The organism is Microvirga sp. HS2, assembly GCF_055792805.1.
Window position 1 is genome coordinate 84,679 of record NZ_JBVVAJ010000016.1, and the last position, 23,188, is coordinate 107,866.

14 protein-coding genes are annotated in these 23,188 nt (G+C 59.7%); 6 read left to right on the forward strand and 8 right to left on the reverse strand.

Features of this window, described 5'->3' with window-relative positions:
• Positions 1-28: 28 nt before the first annotated feature.
• From ACS5Q0_RS15340 to ACS5Q0_RS15370, 7 genes are all read right to left on the reverse strand, one after another.
• The gene (locus tag ACS5Q0_RS15340) at positions 29-2,959 is read right to left on the reverse strand and encodes a tetratricopeptide repeat protein (RefSeq protein WP_473127517.1); all 2,931 of its coding nucleotides are present in this window, start codon (positions 2,957-2,959) and stop codon (positions 29-31) included.
• Positions 2,959-4,056, reverse strand: coding sequence for an alginate lyase family protein (locus ACS5Q0_RS15345; RefSeq protein WP_473127518.1), 1,098 nt, complete (start codon positions 4,054-4,056; stop codon positions 2,959-2,961). The genes ACS5Q0_RS15340 and ACS5Q0_RS15345 overlap by 1 nt, the downstream gene beginning before the upstream one ends.
• A gap of 10 nt (positions 4,057-4,066) precedes the next feature.
• The gene (locus ACS5Q0_RS15350) at positions 4,067-7,522 is read right to left on the reverse strand and encodes a right-handed parallel beta-helix repeat-containing protein (RefSeq protein ID WP_473127519.1); all 3,456 of its coding nucleotides are present in this window, start codon (positions 7,520-7,522) and stop codon (positions 4,067-4,069) included.
• A 256-nt stretch (positions 7,523-7,778) separates the two neighbouring features.
• Positions 7,779-9,197 (reverse strand): mannose-1-phosphate guanylyltransferase/mannose-6-phosphate isomerase, encoded by a 1,419-nt coding sequence (locus ACS5Q0_RS15355; RefSeq protein WP_473127520.1) that lies wholly within the window; start codon positions 9,195-9,197, stop codon positions 7,779-7,781.
• A gap of 58 nt (positions 9,198-9,255) precedes the next feature.
• A complete protein-coding gene (locus tag ACS5Q0_RS15360) occupies positions 9,256-10,458 on the reverse strand; it encodes a PilZ domain-containing protein (protein WP_473127521.1) in 1,203 nt (400 codons plus the stop codon).
• 29 nt (positions 10,459-10,487) lie between these two features.
• Entirely contained in the window at positions 10,488-11,948 is a 1,461-nt protein-coding gene (locus ACS5Q0_RS15365; protein ID WP_473127522.1) for a glycosyltransferase, read from the reverse strand.
• 58 nt (positions 11,949-12,006) lie between these two features.
• Positions 12,007-13,347: a nucleotide sugar dehydrogenase gene (locus ACS5Q0_RS15370; RefSeq protein ID WP_473127523.1), complete on the reverse strand. Its 1,341-nt coding sequence runs from the start codon at positions 13,345-13,347 to the stop codon at positions 12,007-12,009.
• A 503-nt stretch (positions 13,348-13,850) separates the two neighbouring features.
• Here ACS5Q0_RS15370 and ACS5Q0_RS15375 point away from each other — a divergent pair.
• Positions 13,851-16,718, forward strand: a complete 2,868-nt coding sequence (locus tag ACS5Q0_RS15375; protein ID WP_473127524.1) for a right-handed parallel beta-helix repeat-containing protein — start codon at positions 13,851-13,853, stop codon at positions 16,716-16,718.
• A gap of 1,208 nt (positions 16,719-17,926) precedes the next feature.
• The gene (locus ACS5Q0_RS15380) at positions 17,927-18,307 is read left to right on the forward strand and encodes a rhodanese-like domain-containing protein (RefSeq protein WP_473127525.1); all 381 of its coding nucleotides are present in this window, start codon (positions 17,927-17,929) and stop codon (positions 18,305-18,307) included.
• A gap of 489 nt (positions 18,308-18,796) precedes the next feature.
• On the opposite strand, the gene ACS5Q0_RS15385 is transcribed toward ACS5Q0_RS15380, so the two are convergent.
• Positions 18,797-19,381 carry a helix-turn-helix domain-containing protein gene (locus ACS5Q0_RS15385; protein ID WP_473127526.1) on the reverse strand — a complete coding sequence of 195 codons (585 nt, stop codon included), beginning with the start codon at positions 19,379-19,381 and terminating at the stop codon, positions 18,797-18,799.
• Between the two features lie 193 nt (positions 19,382-19,574).
• Here ACS5Q0_RS15385 and ACS5Q0_RS15390 point away from each other — a divergent pair, with 193 nt between their 5' ends.
• The 4 genes from ACS5Q0_RS15390 (at position 19,575) to ACS5Q0_RS15405 (ending at position 23,169) form a co-directional block, all read left to right on the forward strand.
• Entirely contained in the window at positions 19,575-20,075 is a 501-nt protein-coding gene (locus tag ACS5Q0_RS15390; RefSeq protein ID WP_473127527.1) for a fasciclin domain-containing protein, read from the forward strand.
• Between the two features lie 135 nt (positions 20,076-20,210).
• Positions 20,211-20,972 carry an SDR family NAD(P)-dependent oxidoreductase gene (locus tag ACS5Q0_RS15395; protein WP_473127528.1) on the forward strand — a complete coding sequence of 254 codons (762 nt, stop codon included), beginning with the start codon at positions 20,211-20,213 and terminating at the stop codon, positions 20,970-20,972.
• 350 nt (positions 20,973-21,322) lie between these two features.
• Positions 21,323-22,189 carry a peptidyl-prolyl cis-trans isomerase gene (locus tag ACS5Q0_RS15400; RefSeq protein WP_473127529.1) on the forward strand — a complete coding sequence of 289 codons (867 nt, stop codon included), beginning with the start codon at positions 21,323-21,325 and terminating at the stop codon, positions 22,187-22,189.
• On the forward strand, positions 22,186-23,169 hold the full coding sequence (locus ACS5Q0_RS15405) for a HupE/UreJ family protein (protein ID WP_473127530.1): 984 nt from the start codon (positions 22,186-22,188) through the stop codon (positions 23,167-23,169). Before ACS5Q0_RS15400 ends, ACS5Q0_RS15405 begins: the two co-directional genes overlap by 4 nt.
• Positions 23,170-23,188 lie beyond the last annotated feature (19 nt).

Here is a 23,188-nt window from a genome sequence, read left to right on the forward strand (position 1 = left end):
CCCGGAATCGTCGCTGTTCTGTCGATGCCTATTCATCGTCGTCGCCGTCTCCAGGCTCGGGCAGCTTCTTCTTGCGGATCGCCTTGATCGCCTGCCAATGACCGGCTTGCGCGGCTCTGGCGAGCCATTCGTTCCCATCGATGCTGTTCTGATCGGGTGAGGATGGGCGATAGCGCAGCGCGAGATGGTACATGGCAGCGGCATGGCCGCTCCGTGCCGCCTGAACGAGCCACCGTTCCGCCTCCTGCGGCTTCGCATCCTTGGCGACCGCGTTCACGCGATAAAGCTCATAGAGAGCATCCTGCGACCCCATGCGCGCCGCCCGTTCCAGCCAGGATTGCGCCAAAGCCGGGTCGGCCTGAGTGCCGAAGCCTTGTCTGATCGCGCGCGCCACCTCGATCATGGCTTCAGGCGATCCCGCCTCCGCGGCCCGCAGGTAGGATGCGAACGCCCCCTCCGGATCGATGGCGGTTCCCATGCCGGAAGCCTTGGCCTCTCCGAGCTGGAGCCTCGCCGTCATCACACTGCCCTCACCGGCCTCCGAAAGAAGGCGCTCGGCTTCGGCTCCGTCGTGAGGAACACCACCTCCATAAAGATAGGCCGTCCCCAGACGCGCCTTTCCTTCAGGATCTCCATTTCGCGCAGCTTGCGCGTAGAATTGAGTCGCAAGCGCCGGGTCGCGGGGAACTCCCTCGCCGCGCATATAAGCCTCGCCCAAGGCAAGCAGCACCTTCGCGTCGTCCGGTTCGTCGCTACGGATCTCGCGGTAGAGCGCGACGGCGCGAGCGGGGTTCTTTTCGAGACCATTCCCCTCACGATAGGCCTTGGCAAGCACGAAGCGCGCTCCATCGTCCCCAAGCTGAATGGCCCGCAAAAGAAGCGCCTCCGCGCGTTCAGGATCGGGCCCGATGCTGGCCCCGTCCAGCAGCGCCTCCGCGAGAGCCGTCATGGCATCGGTGTCGTTCTTTCGAGCGATCGCCTCCAGAGTCGCGGTCGCCTGTCTGCGCAGAGCCGCATCCTTCAGCTGCAGAACGGCAATTCGAACCATCAGCTCATTATTGCCGGCGGCGGCTTTCTCAGCCGACACGAGCCAGCGGCGAGCAAGAGCCGGCTGATCGGCTGATCCCGACAAATAGAGCTCCGCCATACAGATGGCGGCTTCGGGATCCCCACTGTCCGCCGCCTTCTTCAACACCGCTTCCGCGAGGGGCTGCTCCCCTCGTGCAAGATAGAGCTTCGCGAGAGCGATGGATGCTCGCGCGTCCCCGGCTCGAACCGCTTTCTCGAGGACGTCCCGTGCAAGATTGAAATGCCCCGGTCCGCCGGTGCGCGAATAGAGTGCACTCAGCTCCACCATGGCAGGACCGCTGCCTGCGGCCGCCGCACGACTGAACCATGTGGCCGCCAGCGCATAATCCTGCGGGACGCCTTGACCTTCGCTGAACATGCGCCCGAGGCGAATCATCGCGGTTGAAATACTCGCATCCGCTGCCTTGCGGTACCATTCGATCGCGCGGGAGACATCCATCGTGTCGGATCGTCGAAGGTACAGATCACCAAGACGCACGAGCGCGATCGTCGACCCGCCTTCGACGGCCTTCTCATACCAGCGCCGCGCTTCCGAAGGCGCCGGATCGACGCCGCTGCCGTTCATCAGAACATCGCCGAGGGTCACCGCGGCCTTCACGTAGCCGCGCTCCGCCGCATTCTGAAGACGCTCAACCGCGATCCTTCTCATCGGCTCCGTCGCCGCGTCCGGGAAGCCGAACACGGTGCGCGCATATTCGTACCCGGCCGTTATGTTGTCATGCGCGGCAGCCTTGTCGAAAAACGCGAGTGAAAGCGGGACGTTTCTCCCGATGAGATCGCCGGCGCGCAGATAGCGTCCCAGGGCGACGAGAACCATCGGTTCGCGCCCGGCATCCTTCAGGGCCTCGGCGAGGTAGAGCTTCGCCTCCTCACGCCCTTCCCGCCCCTGCTGGCTTCGGATCTCGATGCCTGCGACCAGGGCCCTCGGCGACTTGCTTTCGAGAGACCTCTTGAGCCAGATCTCGGCCTCCGCGGCGGGAACACCAAGAGACCCGCCGTTGTAAGGATCCTCAGCAAGAAGGAGCGCCGCTTCCAACAACCCACCCTTGGCTGCCCTCTCGAAATCGGAACGCGCCTCATCGGGCCGATACAGGGGAGACCTGATGTCCTGTTTGATCCGCCCGAGCTGGAACGACGCCTCCGCATCTCCCAAATCGGACGCTCGCCGGTACCATTCGATAGCGACGTTCAATCGCTCAGGTGAGCTTTCGCTGGTTGAGCGATAATGATCGGCGAGTGTTCTCGCAGCATCCCCGGACCCCTGGCGCGCCTCTTGGAACAGGAGCCGCAGGCCCTGGGTGGCGAAAACATGAGCCTTCGTCGCATCGCTCTCGAGCCGTGCAAGAGCAAGACCTGACAGGCCATGACCCAGGCGCAGTGCGACCTGGTATAACCCTTTGGCTCCGGCCGTGTCGCGCGGCACACCATTCCCCGCCTCCATCAAACCGGCGAGCAGATAGGCCGCTTCTCTGTTCTGCATGGCGGCGGCACGGCGCAGGAGCTCCGCCGCGCGCACTTTCGAAGGCTCGTCGGTATCTGTGTTCAGCAAGAGTTTGGCACGTCGAACGGCAGCTTCCGGCCAACGCGGCCCGGGCGTTGCCAAGGCGCGATCGAGGAGCCGCGCAGCCTCGTCCGGCTGAGCCCTGCGCAGCGGATTCGTCTCACTGAGGGGCACTCCTCTCTGAAGGATCTGCGCCTGCTCGATGAAAGCATCCTGATCATGCCGCTGATGCAACTGTTCGATCCGCTGCATGACGGTCGTAAAGCGGTCGCGTATCTCCTGCTCCGACAGGGACTGCGACCATGCCGGTGTGAGCGCCAGAAGCGCCTTTGTCGCGACGATGGCTGCGAGGCTTGAACGTTTCATCATCAGCGCCCCCACATGCATGTCGCATTGCCTCCCGCGAACTCGTCGATCAGAGGCCTGTCAATCTTGACGCTGCGGACGAAAAGAGCCTTCAGCCTGCGCGTCGCCAGCCCGGATCGGTCGCGGGCGATTACGGCTTCCGCCCACGCCATGTAATGGCGCCCGTGGCCGCGTTTGGTGAGAAAGCCCAGATCGGCCTTGCGGAAATCCGACTCCTCGCCGGGGATGTAGTTTTCCGACGCATAGGCTAGGACGACCTTCGGCTCTGTGATCCCGTTGAGGGTGTAGGACAGAATCCGGTCGTACGTGACGCCTCCTTCATTCAGGGCATAAAGGTCCGTTCCCTGCGCTGCCGCGATCTCCGCCATCACCGTCATGCTGGAAAGCGATTGGCGCATGTACCACAGGGCTCGCGCTCCCCTGCGCGTCTCGAGGGGAAGACTTCCGTCCACTCGCGCCTCTTTGAGAATCGCGCGGTAACGATCAATGCCCTTGGCGTAAAGAGCTTCATCCCCCGCCACAGCCCCCCATGCCATCAGCACGCTGTCTGTGAGATAGCGGTGGTTGTTGTGGTCGACCGATCCATCGAAGGTGTGGTCCACCTTTCTGACGAGGGAGCCGATCCAAGCCGAAATGGCGCGCCGCTGCTCGTCGTCCGGATTCCATCGAACGACCGAGTAACCGATGATGGTCGGAAGGAGCGCGCGCTTGAGCGCATAATAGGCATCGCTCTCGACTTCCGTTTGAGTAAAGGCATTCGCATCCGCCCAGGTAACCAGCAGCTCGCGGAGTGCGAGTTCCGACGCTGCGTCGCCACCAACAGCACGTCCCGTCAGAACCATCACCGCCCAGGCATAGTCATTGGCCGATCCGTCCGTCCCGTACCCCTCAGTGGATTTGAGGGACATGATAGGCTTGAGCGTGGCCCATGACGCCTCCCGTGGGATCGCGAGGCAAGCGGCCCGGATCGCGACATTGGTAGGCTGTGCGAGAGCGGCACGACGCTGTTCCACATCGAAGACGCCCCTCGCAGCAGTCTGTGAGTAGGACGGGCCCGCCGCTATCACGCTCAGAAGAACAATGGCAAGGATGCGTTTCATACCGGCTCTTTTATGTTCCTTGGGAGGTGTTGCTGAAGGCGCGCTGCTGCACACTTCCGTCTACGGACGTGCAATCGTTCCTGGCGTGAGGATCGAAGATGTGGACATCCGCACCGCCCTCGAAATAGCCCTGCTCCCGCAGGTGGCAGGCGACAGCCGGCCTCACGGGACGGCAGGTGCTCGCGATTAGCATGCTTGAGTTCGATGACTGGAGAACCAGCCCCTCGAGTCCCCGCAGATCTCCTCCGAAGAGACGGCGGGACTGTCTAACGAACCTGTTCGACAGCATGGCCAGGCCTGACACACCCTGAGCATTGATGCCGACGGCATTCGAGGAAACAAGATTTCTGCGGAGCGACATGCTCGTTACGGGATCGTATGGATCCATCTTGAAGTCACGCGTCTCGCCGCTCTTCGTCTCGAGCAGGTTAGCCACATAGGCATTGACGCCGGCGCCGCCGTTCGTCTCGATCCGGTTCCCGTATATTCCGATGTCGAAGCTGTTTCTGACCTTCAGCCCGTCGCGCTTATTGGCGAGAAGATGATTGGCGGTCATCAGATTGCATGAGCTCTCGAACAGAGTGATGCCGTCCTGCTGATTATTGAAGGCGCTATTGGCATGCACGATGTTGTTGGAGCTGTCCCGGTCCAGCATGATGCCGGAACCGACATTGTCGAAGGTGAGATTTCCGACGATGACGCTCTCGTCGACCTCGCGGGAGATGATAATCCCGTGTTTGACCTTCGTGCCATAAGTGGCGTTGAGCGCGATCGTCAGCTTGCGGGTTCGATCATGAGGATCGAGGCCGTAGATGACGTTGTCGATGTATTCGTTTCCGATAATATGGACGCTCTCGGCTTCATAGGAATAGAACCCAAAATGCGAGTTGCGGAAGACGTTGTCGACAACGAATCCGGTTGCGTGTGCCTGATCGCGCAACTCCGAGACCCGGATCGGGCCGGACGAATAGGACAAGCCGAACGACTTCGAATTTTCATAACCGAGTGCCGTCAGCAGCGATCCCGCAACGTTCATGCGCCCATCGCCCCAGCACAGAAGGAATGGACGAAACCGGTGAGTCAGGCTCCTGTCCGACCAGGCAGGACCCTTCGCGTTCTCGTCATAGCCGACGATATCGGCATCGGTGACATCGAGGTCACCGGCACTGGCGATGAATGCGCCTGCATCGGCGCTGAATCGGTAGACGGGAACATCCATCCGGGAAAGGACGAGGCGGGCGCCAGGCGCCACGAACACCGGAACACGCAACGTAAGAACATCGCCCTCCATGGCGATCAGATTCTCGTCCCGGGTTCCCCGGAACTGCCGCGCGAGCATTCCCAATGTTGTGGTGCCGGACTGGACGACGATGATGCGCGGATTCGGAATCCCCTGGTAGCGCACGGCCTGCTCAAGGCGGGTGTCGCCACTCGGCCCCTCATCGAGGAACTTGGAGATGTAAAGATTATAGTTTGCGAAAGTGATACCGGCCACAGCTCCCGACGGCCATGGAACCGCGGCGCGGATATCGGAAGCACGAGCGAAACGCTGCGGAAGCGGCTGACGGATGCTCGTCGTTAGCTCGTTCTCGACAGAGGCCATGACCAGCCCTTTTCTGGTCCGACGCTCCCTTCCAAGCTCACCCTCCTCGGCAGTATCCTGAGGAAGTGCCTCGACGCTGTCGGCGGGCTCTCCCGCCTTTTCGTCGATGGGCTCGGACAGAGCTGCCATTTGGGCCTCGGCAAGGCGCCGGAATGCGGTATTGCGGGTCCGATCGTCCGATATTGTGCGAACGAGATCAGAAGCGGGTGCAATGCCGTTTGACACTCCAACGAGTTCAAGAGCGACCTCTTGCTTATCCTCGTCGCCCATCCGCTGGCTCAAGACACGCTTCAGAACCACGTCGGGCAGGCTGCTGCGCTTCTTCTGCTCTATGGCTTGCTTGGCGGCAGCCTTTGCAAGCGCCTCCTCAGCCCGGCTTCGGAAGCCGTCGTCGATAATGTGCTGCTTCAACTCGGTTGCGCGCGCTCTATTGCCAAGTTCCGCGAGCGACTTCACAACTGTGTAATAGGCTTTGTCGCGATCGCTCTTCTCCTGGGCCTCTGCAAGCCGAATGGCTTCGTCCATGGCTTTTGCGCCTGTCGCGTTCTCCTTTCTCCTGCCGGCCTGACGAGCAATCTCGACCCAGGCCTCGACTTGAAATTGCTTGTCCGCGATCCGACCCGCCAGCGCTGAGGCTTCATTGAACTTTCCGGACTGCGAATGGGCCTTCACAATGGAAGAGAGAATGCGGCCGACATCCTCAGCATCAGTCAGTTCCGTGCTGATCTGCACGGCGCCGGCGACATCCCCGGCCTCGGCCCTCGCACGCCCAATTCCGCTGAGAGCATGGGAGCGATCATCCTGCTCCTCGATGCGAGGCAGCAGAGCGGTCGCATCCGAAATCCGGTCGCTGTCTGCCAGGCGTTTTGCGAGATCGCCGAGAGACGACGATGCATCCGAGCCAGGTTCAAGCCGCGCAGCATACTCCAGCGCCTCGTTGAGCCTTCCAGCTTGGGTGAGCGCGCGTACGACCTCCGGCCAGATCACGACCTGCGCGGCCTGATCTGCCGCCCGTGCCCCCTTCAGCGCCTCCGCGAAGAGCTGATCGGCCATCGCGCCATACCCGACCCGTGCGAGTGCAGCCCCAACGGTCAGATGAGCTGTTATCCTTGCAGGTCCGTGCTGCATGGCTTGGAGAATGTTCGCGGATTGCAGCGGAACGCCGCTCTCTGCCAGCGCCTTTACGACGGATGCAAGTGCTTTCTGCTGCTCCCCCGCACCGTCGAAACCCTGCGCCACCGCAACAGCAGTTTCGAAGCGCTTGTGCTCGAGAGCTGCCGACAGAAGGTCCGTCAGCAGCTTCTCCCTCTCGCTCCCGCCAGACAGTGCCAGCGCCAGTTCCAGGCTACCCTCTATATCGCCGGACTCAAGGAGCCGACGGGCTTCTGCAGTCAACTGCTCCTTCGTGGCATTCTGCCAGGCTGTTCCCTTGAGCTTGGCACGGGCGAGATCCTGTTGAGCATACGCACGGTCCTGAGGACGCGGGATGAGGGCTACGGCGCGCTCCGCAAGGGCTAGGCCGGTTGTTCCGAGGCGAGCGGCGAGCCGGGAAACCGCGTTATAAGCTCCCGACTGCTCGCCCGCCCCCGGGATGGACTTTGCCGCGTCGAGCGCAAGCGTCGCGTATCGCAGCGCACGGTCCTGCGCGCCGATTTTGCTGTACGCATGTCCCATTTCAATGAATGCGGCCGCACGATACTCCGGTGCCCTTTGCCCACTGGCAACCTGGTGAAGCGTGACCCCGAGTTCTGCTCTGTCCGACGGGGATTGTCCCGCACGGAGATCGACCAGAAGGGCTTGCAGCAGCATGGCCCCCAGCATGTCGTGGGTCAGTCCGTCATCGGCGAGGCGGTTGAGTTCCACACGCGCTCCATCCCGCAATTCAGACGGTCCGGAGGTTCCCTGTGCACCAAACTTTTCGAGAAGCAGAAGGCGCTCTAGAGCAGTCTGATAGAAGGCGGCTTTCTGCTTGGAAGGTGCCCCCTGCTCTGCAGAGAGGAGCGCCTGACGCGCCTCCTCTGCAAGGCGCCCGACTTCGCCTGTCTCCTGAGCCCAGCTCCCTGAGCTCAGGAGCAGTGAGATCCCTATGACGGCGACCCACTGCAGGCGACTTCGACGATCAGATCGTAATGATACGATCATACTGATCCTCCAGGCGCACGATATCGTCCTCCCCGAGATAGGTGCCGCACTGAACCTCGATCAGGTGCAACTCAGTGTCCCCGATATTCTCGAGGCGATGAACATCGCCCTTCGGGATGTAGATGGACTCGTTCGCCGTCATGAGCAGAACATTATCACCGACCGTCACACGAGCGGTTCCGGACACGACGGTCCAATGCTCTGAACGATGATGATGATATTGAAGTGATAGACGCCCTTCGACATCGACGATGATGTGCTTGACCTGGAAGCAATCGCCAACTCTCAAGCACTCATAAGATCCCCAAGGTCTGCGAACTTTGCGGTGGAGGTTGGCTTCAGGCCGCTTTGCCGATGCCAGTTCACTCGCGATACGCCCCACGTTCTGCGCCTGATCGAGGGAACCGATGAGCACTGCGTCCGCCGTATCGACAACGACGATCTTCTCGACACCCATGACGGCCACAAGGCGAGAGTTCCCATGGACATAACTGTTGCGCACGTCTCGAAGAACGGTGTCACCCTGAGCGACGTTTCCGTTGTCGTCCTTCTGGCCCGCATCCCAAAGTGCGGACCACGAACCGAGATCGCGCCAATTTGGCGAAACAGGCATGCAGACGAGCCGTTCGCTTTTCTCCATGACGGCGTAGTCGATGGAGATAACCGGAGCGCTGTCGAACTCTGCGGACAGGCGGATGGTATCGTTGCTGCGGTGAGCCGTGCTGACGGCGCGCCGAGCACAGGCCAGAACATCCGGTGCATAGCGCTCGAGTTCGTCCATGATGGTGCGCGCGGTGAACATGAAGATGCCGCTGTTCCACAGGTGATCCCCACCCGAGAACAGCAATTCAGCTACGTTGCGCTTGGGCTTTTCGACGAATCCCGCCACCTTGAAGGTTACCTCGTCGAATTGCTCTCCAATCTCGATATAGCCGAATCCAGTCTCGGCATGCGTCGGCCGAATACCGAATAGGACGATCTGACCCTGATGCGCGGCCTGCGCCGCTTGGCTCACCGCATTGGAAAAAACCTCCGCCTGCTCGATCAGATGATCGCTTGGAGCTACAAGCATCAGGCGATCAGGATCCTGTTCCGCGATCAAAGCCGCAGCGGCAGCGATCGCAGGCGCGGTGCTGCGTACGCTGGGTTCAACGAGCAGGCGGACCGGGCCTGCCTGCAGTTCGCCAATCTCACGAAGCGCAAGGTCACGATGGCTATTGTTCACAATGACGAGGGGTTCCGCATAAAGATCAGTGCAGAAGCGCTGGACCGTCTGCTGGAAAAGGCTTCTCTGTCCGGATAACGCGTGAAACTGCTTGGGCTCGCTCGCGCGAGATACTGGCCATAAACGCGTTCCGGAACCTCCGCACATCAGCACAGGAATGATATTATTCATTGTTTACCTCCATATCTCGACACGTCGAACCCAGCATTCCCCAGCAACGAAACTGTCATTACTTAAGCTTCGCGACTCGTTCGCCGTTATAAGTTTCAGGTTTTTGTCCAGTCTGCCTTGTGCTTCTCCCCTCTCCGCTCTCGCCAATAAGCGAAGCCGTCTGCGTGCCGAGCCAATTCAGGCTGGCGCTGATCTTCTGAGTCACCGCTCCGATCCGTGATCCGGAGAAAGTATCGAAGACGACGGAAACCGGCTGCCCGATTGCGCTCTCGTCCAGCGTTCGACCTGGTGCGAGTTTGACGAGAAAGTGATCGGTCGCAGCGTCATCCGCCGAGAAAGTCGGCATCGGCTCAGTCGGAACATCTCGAACGCGCGTGCCGTCGGCATACTCGATGATGGCCTGAGCACCGCGATAGAAGCGTAGAGCATCACTCTGCGGGATGCTGGCGGTAATATACGGCGAGCTTGTCTTATCGCGCAGGACAAGGACCGACGCCCCCTCACGGACGAAGTTCGACGTACGGCTATAGCGCGCCTGCACGAAGCAATCGCACGGACTGTCGATGACGATGCTACTGGTGCCTTGCGGCCCCTGGATCGTCAGAAGCGGCTCACCCGCCTGAACTTCGCTTCCAGGCGCAATAAACGTCACCTGCCCGTTCGATGGAGAAGGAACCGTGACAAGATCGGCGGTGATCATCGCCGATTGCGCCGGGATGATGTATAGCCGCTGAAACACGCCGGATCCGATGAAACCGACGAGCAGGACGGTTGCTGCGATAATGGCGCCATACCCGGCAATGCTGCGCCCGTGTTGCGCGGCGTGCGCGATGGCTCCTACCGGCTTTTGGCGCGGCGGAACCTCTCGGGTCTTGCCTTCGTTTCGGCGCGATACGACGTCCAGCAGATCTCCGGCTTCGACCACATCACCGGAGAGGTAGGCGTTCAAGATATAGCGCAGAAGATTGCCCTGGCGCGGGGAGACGTCCACAAATCTCATCCCTACCCGGCCATGTTCCCTATTCACGTAGCGGACTTCAGCTCGCATCGGCAGCGTCAACTCGTATCCGCTGAAGGGGAACACCAGGATGATATCCGCGACATGTCCGGGCTTTGCGTCGAAGGCGCCGATCTTCAACCCGATGCCGCCGACGGAAAGATCGACCACGGGAACCGGTGCGCCATTGTGGAGGCATTTCATGGGCAGGCGATAACGCGGATGCTGGCGTTGAACCTCAGCTTCATGCGTGATCGTCGACATTGGTCGTTTCTCCATCTGGAATACACCGCTTACGGAAAGATCAGCAGGCCGCGAGGCGTCGGCAGAACATCAATGCTCCACGCCAAGATGGCCAGAAAGACTGCGAGTGAAAGAGTATGCATGTAGGCAGACATGAAGCTGCTGGCGATCAAGGGAGGTCTCGCATCCCGTTTACCCCCCGTGGTCTTCTGTCGTGTCCACTTCTGGCGGTCCAGCCGGAACGTGATATGGACCTTCATGAGCGATCCGAAGATCTGGTTGAAGTAGAGAAGGAAGGGATAGAAGACAGATACTCTTGAACGTGATGCCAGGAGAGACAGGGTTTGAATGTATCGCGACGTTAGGATCCACAAAGCGTAGAGCAGGAACGCATAGCCATCGATGAACAGCGTCGCGATTAGGGCCACGGAGAATCCGACCAGAGACGTCCACATCGAGATACGCTGGTCCAGAATGGCCCACCAGGTGAACAATCCAATGCGCTTCGGCCCGAGAGCAACCGCTCGGGAGTTGGTCCGCAGCATGTTTCCGAACCAGCGCACCATGAGCATCGCGGCCGCGGACACGAAGTTGTCGGATGGAGGATCCTCCACGGTCAACACGACGACATCCGGCACGTATGCCATTTTGTATCCGTTGCGCAGAAGCCAGAACCAGCTCGACTTGTCGTCGCCCGTCAGAAACTTGAACCGGCCGAGCCTCCAGTGATCGATGTAGTCCAGTTCGACCTGCCGGATGAAATCCGGATTGCAGATGATGCTTGCGCGAAACATCGCCATACGCCCCGTTAGTGTCAGAACACGCTCGGCGAGCCCCATGGACGACATGAGCGTATGACGCTGAGCAAAGCGCAGGGCATACCACTCCTGGAAAATGCGGCTGCCGCGAACCTCGCTGATCTCGTCCGTCGTCAGTGCACCGATCTGCGGATCCTGCAGGAAGAAGCCGGCACATTTCCTGACGAGGTCGCGAGGAATGATGCTGTCACCGTCGATGACCGCCACGACGTCGTCCTTGGCTGGGCATCGGCGGGCGATTGCCCTGAACCCGTAGGCAAGCGCATCGCGCTTCCCCGTTCCGGCGATCCGGACGACAACTAAGTCCACTTTGTCCTGGTTCGAACAAAAGGTTCGGAAAAGAGCTTTGACCAATCTTTCATCCGCAGCTTCGACGATCGATGCAACGATCGTCGCCTTGCCCGGAGCCGTCATGGCCGCTTCAAAGGCGGCCTTATAGACTCTCGTCGTGATAGCACTATCGATGCGGAACGTCGTCACGAGCAGGTAAGCGTTGGGAGTCTCCCGCGCGATGAGGACATCGGCCGATGCTCTCATGCGCGGGAATACCTTCAGCCTGTACATCAGAGCCCTGGCGAAATGGAGCAACCCCCACCCGTAGCGCCAGATCGCCAGAATGCCGAACGTCCCGATGAATCCGCCACCGATCATCCGATAGGCTTCCGCCGGCAGCACGGCCGCGAATGCGGCCACGGCGGCGACATAAAGCAGGTGTGCCCCTACGGACTCGGAAAGTCTGACACTGCTGGAGTTACCAGCAGATTCCCTGATAAAAATCACCGGAACACCTTGTCTGGTCAATACGCACGAGATCAATGAGCGGACGACCATCGTCCACGTTTCGCATCAGACGCTGCGCCTCGGCACGATTTCCGAGCACGAACACCTCTGCATGCTCGATGACTTCGTCGATATTTGCCGTAAGCAGGGACGTCAGGTGCGGCAGGTGAGAGCGTACGAAGTTGAGATTGGCTCCTGTCAGCTTCGAGACCTGAATGTTCGGATCATAAATGCGTATGTCGTAGCCACGCCCGAATAGGCGTTCGGCGAGCTCCACCAGTGGACTCTCGCGCAGGTCATCTGTCTCCGGTTTGAAGCTCAATCCGATGATGCCGATGCGGCGCTTTCCGGTCGCAGAAACCATCGCGTAGGCACGCCGTAATTGCTCCTCATTCGCTTCCATGGTCGCATCGAGGACAGGCGTTGGAACTTCGAGCTTACGCGCGGCAAAGCGCAAAGCTCTGAGGTCCTTCGGCAGGCACGATCCGCCGAATGCAAACCCTGGCTTGAGATAAGCTTTCGAGATGTTGAGGCGGGTATCAGAACAGAGGACATCCATCACGGCGTGTCCATCAATTCCTGCAGCCTTGCAGATATTGCCAATCTCGTTGGCGAAGCTGATCTTCAAGGCATGCCATGCGTTGTTGGTGTACTTCACGGCCTCTGCCGTACGAACCGATACAATCCGCGGCTCGACCTTGAAGGCCTTGTGAAGGTCCAGCAGCCTATCGATGGTGGCCTGGTCGTGCCTGCCGAAGATGATCGCGCCTGGATCGTAATAGTCCGCAATAGCCGTGCTCTCTCGTAGGAATTCAGGATAATAGGCTACGCCGAATCCTACTCCCGCCTGCCGGCCGGACGTGCGCTCCAGAGCAGGAAGGACGATGCTCTCCATCGTGCCCGGCAGGATGGTCGAGCGCATTACGATGGAGTGAAAAGAGTTCTTCTCGCGGATTGCGGCGCCGATCTGCTCGGCTGCAGCCGTAACGTAGCCTGTATCCAGAGAGCCGTTTGAGCGCGATGGCGTTCCAACGCAGACGAACGACAGGTCTGATCCCTGAATCGCCTCGCGTACATCATTCGTGGCACTGAGCCGCCTGGAACGAATTCCACCCTGAATCAACTCGTCGAGACCCGGCTCGACGATCGGGCTGATGCCTGCATTCAAGGGCTCGACCTTCTGCGGGTTCGGATCAACCGCGATGACATTGTGACCGTCGTTGGCCAGACATGCGGCCGAGACGGCTCCAACATAGCCAATTCCAAAGACACTGATTTGCATTAGGCTGTTCCCGATGGAATAGGAGATCATGGCGCATTCAATCGGCGGCGCCGGCACAACCCAATAGATACTCCCCAAGCCTGCTTTTTCTCGTCACTATTTCGGCTGGAGAGATACTCCCGAGGGGTTACGCTTTACACTACTCTCAGGAAGATCCGAGTTTAACTCCAAAGACCTCCAAAACACCCACGACAGTCAACTTGTCGATCGTCATTGCCTGCCTTTCGGCACGCGTCGCTACGTCGTAATGCAATGATCCTAAGACAGGAATCGTATAGTTCCGATATGTAGAGGTTGGCTCCGTCATCGTGAGGCCGGTCTCGCGCGGACATGCAGGATGACCACCTTAATGAGTAGTGGATGGCGAATAGCGGTGATTTCAGATCTATCGGAGTGATCGTTTTTGGGTCGAACTTGATCGATGCGAGTCCAGTTCTCGATATCCGCTTGTTCCAACGCGCTACCCCCTAGGCGCAATCGATAGAAAAATATGCCTTGCTATATGAGGGTTCTCCACCAAGGAAATCCATAAAATGGCAACAATCATCAACGTCGCCCCTCCGTCAGGAAACTCGAAGACGGACATGGCTGCAATCGATGCAGCCATCAAAGCCGCTAATGCCGAGTACATGAAGAATCCTGGCGGCGGACAGGTTACCGTTAAGCTTTCGGCAGGCACATATGCAGTAACCGGCGATCCCGCGAACCCCTCCAAAGGTGGCGTAGAGCTGCTCTCGGGCGTCTCGCTGGTAGGCGATGGCATGGGCCAGACCGTCATCAAGCTCGATGACGGTTTCAATGCCCGAATCAACGGAATCGTCCGTACGGCATTGACAGACGTTTCAAACGTATCTGTGTCAAATCTGACAATCGATGGAAACCGTGCCAACAACACCGATCATCAGGCCGGATTCATTTGCGGCGCGAAGGCAGAAGAAAACAAAGTTCAGTCCGATATCACTTTATCTGCTGTCGAGGTTCGGAATTGTACGGCCTATGGATTCAATCCACACGAAGTCACGACAAATGTTACGCTTGAGAACTGCGTCTCTCATGGAAACGGTCTCGATGGGTTCGTCGCCGACTTTGTGGCAGGAGGGACCTACAGGAACAACGTCTCTTACGATAATGACCGTCATGGATTCAATATTCAGAACGCAACGAGTAATCTCATTCTGGAGAACAACAAGGCCTATGACAACGGATCAGCCGGCCTCACCATCCAGCGGGGCGACATTCTCCCAAGCGGCTACACGACGATCCCTTGGGTGACGAACATCCAGGTCCTCGGCGGCGAGTACTACGGCAATGCCAAAGAAGGTATTCTGGTCAAACTCTCGGACGATGTGTCGATCATTGGCGCGATGATCTACGGAAACCTTCGCCAAGGCATCCGGGTAGAGGGCTCTACCGATACGCTCATCCGAGACAGCTTCATCTTTAACAACTCCCAGGAAGCCGATCATACCTATGACGAGATCCAGATCCGCTCGCGCTTCGACGATGCGGTTACCAAACTCACTTACTACTCGGCCAACACGCATATTCTGGACAACACGATCTACTCCAACGGCGCGATCAACGCGCGCTATGGCATCCGCGAGGAGATCAGCAACACCGATGGAGGACCGACCGGTACGACGGTCAGCGGCAACAAGATCACCGGAATGGATGTAGGGGACATTTCCGTTCCAGGTGCCATTCGAGAGGGAACCTCCGGCGACGATTTGATGGCCGGCACCACAGGCGCAGACATCATGCACGGCCTTGCCGGCAACGATACTTATATCGTCAATCACTCTGGAGACGTCGTGGTCGAACAGGCAAATGAGGGAACGGATGACCACGTCAAGTCGTCCATCACTTATACCCTGCCCGATAATGTGGAGCATCTCACGCTCACAGGACTGAAGGCGATCAACGGCTATGGTAACGCGTTGAACAACAAGATCACAGGGAACGCTGCAAGCAACGTGATCAAGGCCGGTGGAGGCGATGACACGCTGAATGGCGGCGGCGGCGCAGATACGCTCGACGGCGGAGATGGCGACGACACCTATTATATTGATAGCGTAACGGATGTGATCATCGAAAAGGTCAATAATGGCCTGGGTGGCATCGACACAGTGTATAGCAGCGTGGATTATGCGCTCCCGACAGCCGTCGAAAAGCTCGTTCTGACGGGCAAAGCGATCGTCGCGAAGGGCAATTCTGCATCAGGCAATAACCTGATCGGGAACGTGATGAACAACATCCTCGATGGCCTTGCCGGTGAAGATCGGATGGAGGGCGGCCTTGGAGATGATACGTACTATGTTGACGATACGGGCGATCTCGCAATCGAAGCCGCGGGTGGCGGCGATAACGATCACGTTATTACCTCCGTCAATTACACGCTCTCCGATAACGTCGAACATCTGACGGCCCGCGGGACAGGACAGCTAGCCCTCAAAGGAAACGATCTCAATAACCGGATCACTGGCAATACAGCTGCCAATACGCTCATAGGTGGCTCCGGTCACGATACGCTCAATGGAGGCGCAGGCGCAGATTCCATGGACGGCGGCATCGGGAACGACATTTACTATGTCGATCATGCAGGCGATCTCGTCATCGAAGCGACCAATAGCGGAATTGATACCGTCTACAGCAGCATCAACTATGTCCTGGCAGCGAACATCGAGCGGCTTACTTTGACGGGGAGCGCTCTCCGCGGAACCGGCAATGAACTGTCCAACATTCTGATCGGGACATCCTCCAACAATATTCTCAATGGAGGCGCCGGCGCCGACCGCATGCAGGGAGGCAAAGGGAACGACACCTATTATGTAGACGATAAGAACGATGTCGTGGTGGAGACTTCGACAGGGGGCACAGCGGACAGGATTGTAACGAGGGTAAGCTACACGTTATCCGCTTATGTCGAGAATATGACCGCTTATGGTAGTTCGGCGATTAATTTGACCGGCAACCAGCTCAACAATTCGCTGGCTGGGAACACGGCGAACAATATCATCAAGGGCATGGATGGCAATGACGTCCTGAATGGCGGAGCAGGAAACGACGCGCTCTATGGAGGAACGGGATACGACGTTTTCGTTTTCAATACGGCTCTCTACAGCAGTTCGAACAAGGACCGGATCGTCGATTTCAGTCCGCGCTACGATACGATCAAGCTCGAGAACGCAATCTTCAAATCGCTCAAGAGTACAGGCGTTCTCAGCTCGGCGTCCTTCATCTTCGGGTCCTCCGCCAAGGATGCGAACGACTATATCGGCTATAACAAGACGACCGGCGACGTTTGGTACGACTCGAACGGGAACAAATCTGGAGGCCATGTGACGTTTGCTAATATCGGCGTCAACAAGGCCGTCACCTACGCCGACTTCATCGTTATCTAACCCTTCAGACAGCGGGGCGGCTCCCGATGGTGGGAGCTGCCCTTTTGCGTTAAAAGCTCGGCTCGACAGGATCCGGCCGCTGGCTTGCATCTCTCCAGACATATCGTCCAGTAGGGAGCCTATGTCGGATAATCATATTGGGCTGACCTGACCGGGTGAAGTCCGCTCCTCGCTCGTTCCCTTGCGCGGAATCGGCCCCTTCGATGCTTGCCATATTGTTTGACGGTGAACCGCGTCCCCTTCGGCGATATGGCCCTCAATCCGCAGCAAGAGGCATGACGGCTGCGTTTTCAGAGCCGGGGCCGAGCAGACAAGCCTTGGCCATATCTTCTCATCTCACGGTAAGTTGCTTCGATGCGGCATGGACCATGGAACCAGGCTGGGCCAGCCAAGCGTTTCCTGATCTGAGAGGAGGCGATTATGGCAATACGGTTGCAATGGATTGGTAATGCAAGCTTGGCCTTTGGGCTGTTTGCCCTCGCGTCGACGGGCCATGCGCAAGCGCCACGTGCCTGGGTTGATCCGCCTCCCGAGGCAGGCCCCCCTCCCTCAAGCGCTTCCTCCCCTGCTGCAAGCGCGCCGAAGCCTGCCACCTCTCAACCGCCTTCGCCGCTGACGGAGATCAATGCTGCAGCGAAGGGAGACGTGGTGAACAAGAAGCAAGCGCTGGAACGAAGCGGCCCGACCTATTCTTCAACGGACGAAAATAGAGCTGACTCGAAGCCTCAACCGCGCAAAACGGCGAATGAGAGCAAGACTCGTAAGCAACAGACCCGTACGGCCGTGAGGAGCGAGCCACCGGTCCGATCTCGCAATGTTGCCGATAGAACCTCCGGGCCCTCACGTGCAGACAAGGTTCGAGAAGGAATCGACGCCGGCCTTGAGGTCATGACTCTTCGCACGATCGAGTTTCCGGATGGGAGACGCGTTCAAATTCTGACTCGTCCTCGCCCCGAAGCCATGTCCAGACTAATGGATGCGCCCGAGTGAGATCCAAGGCTGGTTCATCGCTCGCGAGCGCCCCGGACCAGCATCACGAATATGGGAGCTCGATGTCGCTCGACTGTTGCACCATGATGGGTGAGATCGTCTGCGGCGCGCGGAAACGCGCTCAGTTGCCTCTGAACCCCTACCCGCTTGCTCCTCTTGACGAACGAGCGCACAGGGAAGAGCCTTCCACCGTTCAGGCCTACATGTGAGAGGGCGCCATGCCAAAAACAGTCAAGGAATTACTGTCGGAAGCGAATGCGACTGTTCCCAAATTGTCACCGACCGAGGCTAAGGAGAAAATTCAATCCGGCCATGCGCTCGTTTTGGACGTTCGTGATCCGACTGAGGTTCAGCAGACAGGAAGACTCAAAGGCGCCCTGAACGTCTCGCGCGGCATGCTGGAATTTCGCGCCGACCCGGAAAGTCCCTATCACGACCCAGCCTTTCAGAAGGAAAGACCAATTTTTCTGCATTGCGCCTCCGGTGGCCGGTCCGCGCTGGCAGGAAAAACCCTTCAGGACATGGGCTATACCGCCGTGTTCAATATCGGCGGCTTCAAGGACCTCGCCGAAGCAGGGATCGACACAGAGCCGGCATAGACCCACAATCGGCTCGCGGCATCAGACGTTTCGATGAGGGATTTTGGTAGCGGAGGTCCGATACACTCGCTCCCCACACACGCCTAAGCCGTTGTTCGTCCTCGACTCCGGTTTTTAGAGAGCTCCATGTGAAGGAGGACGTATTTGCATTCGAACCTGCCCAGATCTGCGGGAACCATTGCTAAATGCCTATCAGAAGGATTCAAATAGCGAAGTCTTAGCAAGGGAGTGCTTGCTCCAAGATACTATGCCCTGCGCGAGGCGCCTCACACGAGGCACACGGTGATTGCCCCTGCTCGTCACAGTGTGATCCCCTGTCAGGCGAAGGATGGTTTGGTTTGCTCCATTCCGAAGATCCCCTGCCCTTCAGGAATGTCTGCTTAGGCGGGGCGAGTAGACCAAAGCGCTTCTTCAGCTTTGTGCCAGAAGCAGTCGTTCACCGCATCAGAGGGGGAGCCTTCTTGCAGCCTAAGCCCGGAGGTCTGATCCTCACGGTGCCGTCACCACGATGGCTGAGCAGGGAGCGGGATCCGTGCACCGGTAGCTGTGCGGCACGCCCGGGTCGAAATAGATCGCATCGCCTTCGTTCAGGACGAAATCGCTGTCGGCGATTTTGAGGGCGAGCCGTCCTGTGAGCACGTAGATCAGTTCCGCGCCACTATGCTGGTGAAGCTCAGACGCCTTCGACGAGGCTGGAAACTCCGCATAGAAGGCTTGCAGCTTGCGGTCGGTGACGGGGAAGTCGAGGCTCTCGAAGAAGTAGGACGGCACATCTTCCCCCGGGCGCTCCGGGAGGCGCAACCGTTCTGACTTCCGGACCACCGCGACCTTGGGCCGCTCGGGCGATTCGACGAAGAAGTGGTCGAGCCCAACGCCGAGCACCAGGGCAATGCGCAGCAGGGTCGGCAACGTTGGAATGAGCTGCCCGCGCTCGATCTTGGAGAGCATGGCTGGCGAGAGGCTCGTGTGCTCCCCGAGTTGCACCAGACTGAGCTTTTTGCTCTGGCGCAGAGCTCGAATCTTGTAGCCGATCTCGTATTGCCCCAGCCCGGCAGCCAGCGTCTCCGATAGCATTTCGCGTCTCCGTTTTCGCCTGAAGCAACTCAGACATCGATCTTTTGACTATAATGAAAAACGATGTTCATGTCACGATAAATTGAATGGCATGAAAATCCATTTTCATCTCAATTCATAGCCAGGGCCAGGACCATGGCTCTCCACGGTCGCCGAGGGGCGACCGAGACAACCCGTCCAAGGAGCATGAACGATGAAAATCGAAATCAGGAATCTGGCAATCGCGGCTGTTGCCGCTTTCGGCATCGTCGCCGGCGGCGCAAGTGCCCGTGCCGCCGATCAGGACATCGTCGAGACGGCGGCCGCAGCCGGTCAGTTCAAGACTCTTGCGACTGCATTGAATGAAGCGGGTCTCGTCTCCACGCTCAAGGGTTCAGGCCCCTTCACGGTTTTCGCCCCTACCGATGCGGCCTTCGCAAAGCTGCCTGCCGGAACGGTCGAGAACCTGCTGAAGCCCGAGAACAAGGACAAGCTCACAGCCATCCTGACTTACCACGTCGTCCCGGGACGGGTGATGGCGGCTGACGTCGCCAAGCTCCAGGAGGCAAAGACAGTGAACGGCAAGACGCTGAACGTGAGCACGACGGGCTCGGGCGTCATGGTCAACGACGCCCACGTCACGCAGGCAAATATCGCGGCTTCGAATGGCGTCATCCATGTCATCGACGCTGTGATCCTTCCGCCAAACAACTAATTCTGCGGTCTGGAGCGCCCTGCCCGGTGCTCCAGACTTCTTCCGGGGCCCAGTGCCATCCTGGCCCGATTCGCTATGCTGTCGGCGTGCAGATCATTCGACGACAAGCCCATGCCGCAAGAACGGGAAACTGCGATGCCGCCCGACGCCTCAAACTCTTGGATCCTGAGCAGTCTCAAGCGACCGGCCCGGGCTGTTGTTGTCGGCGCGTCCGGCGGCATCGGATCCGCCGTCACAGACCTTCTCGCATCCGACGGGTTCGACACCGTTCATGCGCTTTCCCGCTCGGGAGTGGGCCGGGGCCTGGCGGGTGTGCGGGAGGGACGGATCGACATCGAGAGAGAGGCAACCATAGCCGCGGCAGCCGAGCAGCTTGCTGAAGGCGCTCCCCTGCGCTTCATCCTTGTGGCAACAGGACTGCTCCACGATATCGCCCTCCAGCCGGAGAAGACCTATCGTACCCTCGATCCGGAGCATCTTCTCCGGAGCTTCCGCATCAATGCGATCGGACCGGCCCTTGTGGGCAAACACATGCTTCCGCTTGTGCCGAAAACGGGCAAAAGCGTCTTTGCCGTCCTCTCTGCACGCGTCGGCAGCATCGGCGATAACCGGCTTGGAGGCTGGTATGGCTACCGAGCGTCGAAGGCGGCCCTGAACCAGTTTGTGCGAACCTTTGCGATTGAACTCGGCCGCCAAAGACCGGAAGCGGTCTGCGTCGCCCTTCACCCTGGAACGGTGAATACCGCTCTCAGCCTTCCATTTCAGGCCGGCATCGACGTCAACAAGGTGTTCTCGCCCGAGTCCTCTGCCCAGCGGCTGCTGGCTGTCGCGAATGCCCTGACGGTGGCGCACACCGGGCAATTCTTCGCTTGGGACGGTCAGCCCATACTCTTCTGATAGAGAACCTCAGGCGCTATTTCGGACTGCCAAGGTCGCCTTCGGGTCACGAACCGAGATTCCTTGCGCCTTCGGAAGGTCTGGTCTGGTGAGAATTGCGGCCTTCGAGCTTACGTCTCAGGAGTGCCAAGAAGAGACTTAAGGAAGTTCCATGCCTCGGTCCTCCGGTCAGGATTGACGGGAATGACGTCGCAGGTGCCGAGAGCGCGTAGGCCGGCGCGAGCGGTTCGGACAGAGCATAGCGTACCGCTGGTATCCGTAATTGCCAAGCCGAGGTCCGAAACGGTCAAGCAAAGGCCCACAATTCGGGCCACACATGGCAACCGAGAGGGAAGCCACGAGGCTGCTGCATGAGGCTGCTCAAGGAACCGCTGCTGCATTTTCTTGTCCTCGGCGGACTGCTGTTCGCCGCCCACGCCGCCGTCTCCCCAAGCGAGGACAAGGCCCCATCGGCCTCAGCCGTCAGGATCACCGGGGCCGAGGCCGAATGGCTGAAGGAGATGTGGACGCGCCAGTGGCGGCGCCCGCCCACGGGCGAGGAGCTCACGCGTCTCGTCGCGGACCACATCCGCGAGGAGGTGCTCGCCCGCGAGGCGAAGGCGTTGGAGCTCGATGCCGGCGACACCGTCATCCGCCGCCGGCTGGCGCAGAAGATGGCCTTTCTCCTCGACGACACCATTCAGGTGGCCGATCCGCCGGAGGCCGAGCTGCACGCTCTTTACGAGGCCCGTCCGGATCTCCTCCGCACCCTGCCGCGTGTGTCGTTCACCCAAGTGTTCTTCCGCCGTGAGAATGGCGACGACCGCGCCCGCACCACCCTCGCCGCACTGTCCGAGGGATCCGCGGTCCCGGAGGAGCAGGGAGACAGCATCCTGCTCGGCGAGACCTTCGCAGATCAGGACGAGCAGGCGCTCGGCAACCTGTTCGGCCCCGCGTTCGCGCGGACCGTCCTCGAGCTTCCGGTCGGGCGCTGGTCGGGACCTGTCGAGTCCAGCTACGGACTGCACCTGGTGAAGGTCACCGCAGTGTCACCACCCGAAGCGCGTCCCTTTGCCGAGGTCCGCGGGCGGCTTGCGGAGGAGTGGCGCCGCGAGCGGCAGGAGGCGGCCCAGGCACAGCTTCTCCAGGGACTGATGCAAAAGTATCGGGTCACCGTCGACGAGGCCGTGCGTCCGTTCGTGGGTCCTCTCGCCAGTCAGGTGGAGATCCGGCCGTGAGATGGCTTCCGATCCTCGCCGCCCTGGCGGCGTTCCTGTCGCCGGTCACGGGGCGAGCGCATGAGGTACGGCCTGCCTATCTCGGCCTGAGCGAGGATCGGCCCGGCGAGTTCAGCGTAATGTGGAAGACGCCGATGATAGGCGAACTGCGCCTGACGCTAGACCCTGTCTTCTCGGGCCCTGCCGATATCCTGGCCCCGGTTGCGGCCCGTCGTACGGGCGATGCGGTCGTGCAGACCTGGCGCCTGCGGGCGGACGGCCTGCGCGGGCAGACCCTGCGCATCAAGGGGTTGGAGAGCACGCTCACGGATGTGCTCGTGCGCATTGCCTTCACTGACGGCAGCATGTGGGTCGAGCGCCTCACTCCTCGGCAACCAAGCGCCCTCATCCCAGTCTACCCAACCGCCTGGAGCGTGGCGGGCACCTACTTCGTGCTCGGTGTCGAGCACATCCTCACGGGAGTCGATCACTTGCTGTTCGTGCTGGCCTTGCTGCTGCTCACGAGAGGAACATGGCGGCTAGTGAAGACGGTGACGGCCTTCACGGTGGCGCACAGCATCACGCTCGCACTGGCGACGCTCGGGATCGTCCACGTGCCGCCCGGGCCCGTCGAGGCGGTGATCGCCTTAAGCATCGTCTTCGTGGCGGCTGAGATCCTGCGCAAGCGTGAGGGAAAGATCGGACTGGCTGCGCGCATGCCGTGGATCGTCGCCTTCACGTTCGGATTGCTGCACGGCTTTGGCTTTGCCGGGGCGCTGAGCGCGGTCGGACTGCCCGAGGGGCAAATCCCGGTGGCGCTCCTGTTCTTCAATCTCGGCGTCGAGGCGGGCCAGTTGCTGTTCGTCGCGGGCGTGCTGACCCTCGCAACGGCGGCGACCCGCATCCGGGTGGCGTGGCCCGCCTGGACGGAGATGGTACCGCCATATGCCATCGGGAGCATGGCGATGTTCTGGGTGATCCAGCGCGTAGCTGCTTTCTGACCGGATGGTGCCTGCGCTG

Coding starts and splice junctions, on each gene's coding strand:
- ACS5Q0_RS15340 (WP_473127517.1), bottom strand. CDS start 2,959: ATGATGAAACGTTCAAGCCTCGCAGCCATCGTCGCGACAAAGGCGCTT.
- ACS5Q0_RS15345 (WP_473127518.1), bottom strand. CDS start 4,056: ATGAAACGCATCCTTGCCATTGTTCTTCTGAGCGTGATAGCGGCGGGC.
- ACS5Q0_RS15355 (WP_473127520.1), bottom strand. CDS start 9,197: ATGAATAATATCATTCCTGTGCTGATGTGCGGAGGTTCCGGAACGCGT.
- ACS5Q0_RS15360 (WP_473127521.1), bottom strand. CDS start 10,458: ATGTCGACGATCACGCATGAAGCTGAGGTTCAACGCCAGCATCCGCGT.
- ACS5Q0_RS15370 (WP_473127523.1), bottom strand. CDS start 13,347: ATGATCTCCTATTCCATCGGGAACAGCCTAATGCAAATCAGTGTCTTT.
- ACS5Q0_RS15375 (WP_473127524.1), top strand. CDS start 13,851: ATGGCAACAATCATCAACGTCGCCCCTCCGTCAGGAAACTCGAAGACG.
- ACS5Q0_RS15380 (WP_473127525.1), top strand. CDS start 17,927: ATGCCAAAAACAGTCAAGGAATTACTGTCGGAAGCGAATGCGACTGTT.
- ACS5Q0_RS15385 (WP_473127526.1), bottom strand. CDS start 19,381: ATGCTATCGGAGACGCTGGCTGCCGGGCTGGGGCAATACGAGATCGGC.
- ACS5Q0_RS15390 (WP_473127527.1), top strand. CDS start 19,575: ATGAAAATCGAAATCAGGAATCTGGCAATCGCGGCTGTTGCCGCTTTC.
- ACS5Q0_RS15395 (WP_473127528.1), top strand. CDS start 20,211: ATGCCGCCCGACGCCTCAAACTCTTGGATCCTGAGCAGTCTCAAGCGA.
- ACS5Q0_RS15400 (WP_473127529.1), top strand. CDS start 21,323: ATGAGGCTGCTCAAGGAACCGCTGCTGCATTTTCTTGTCCTCGGCGGA.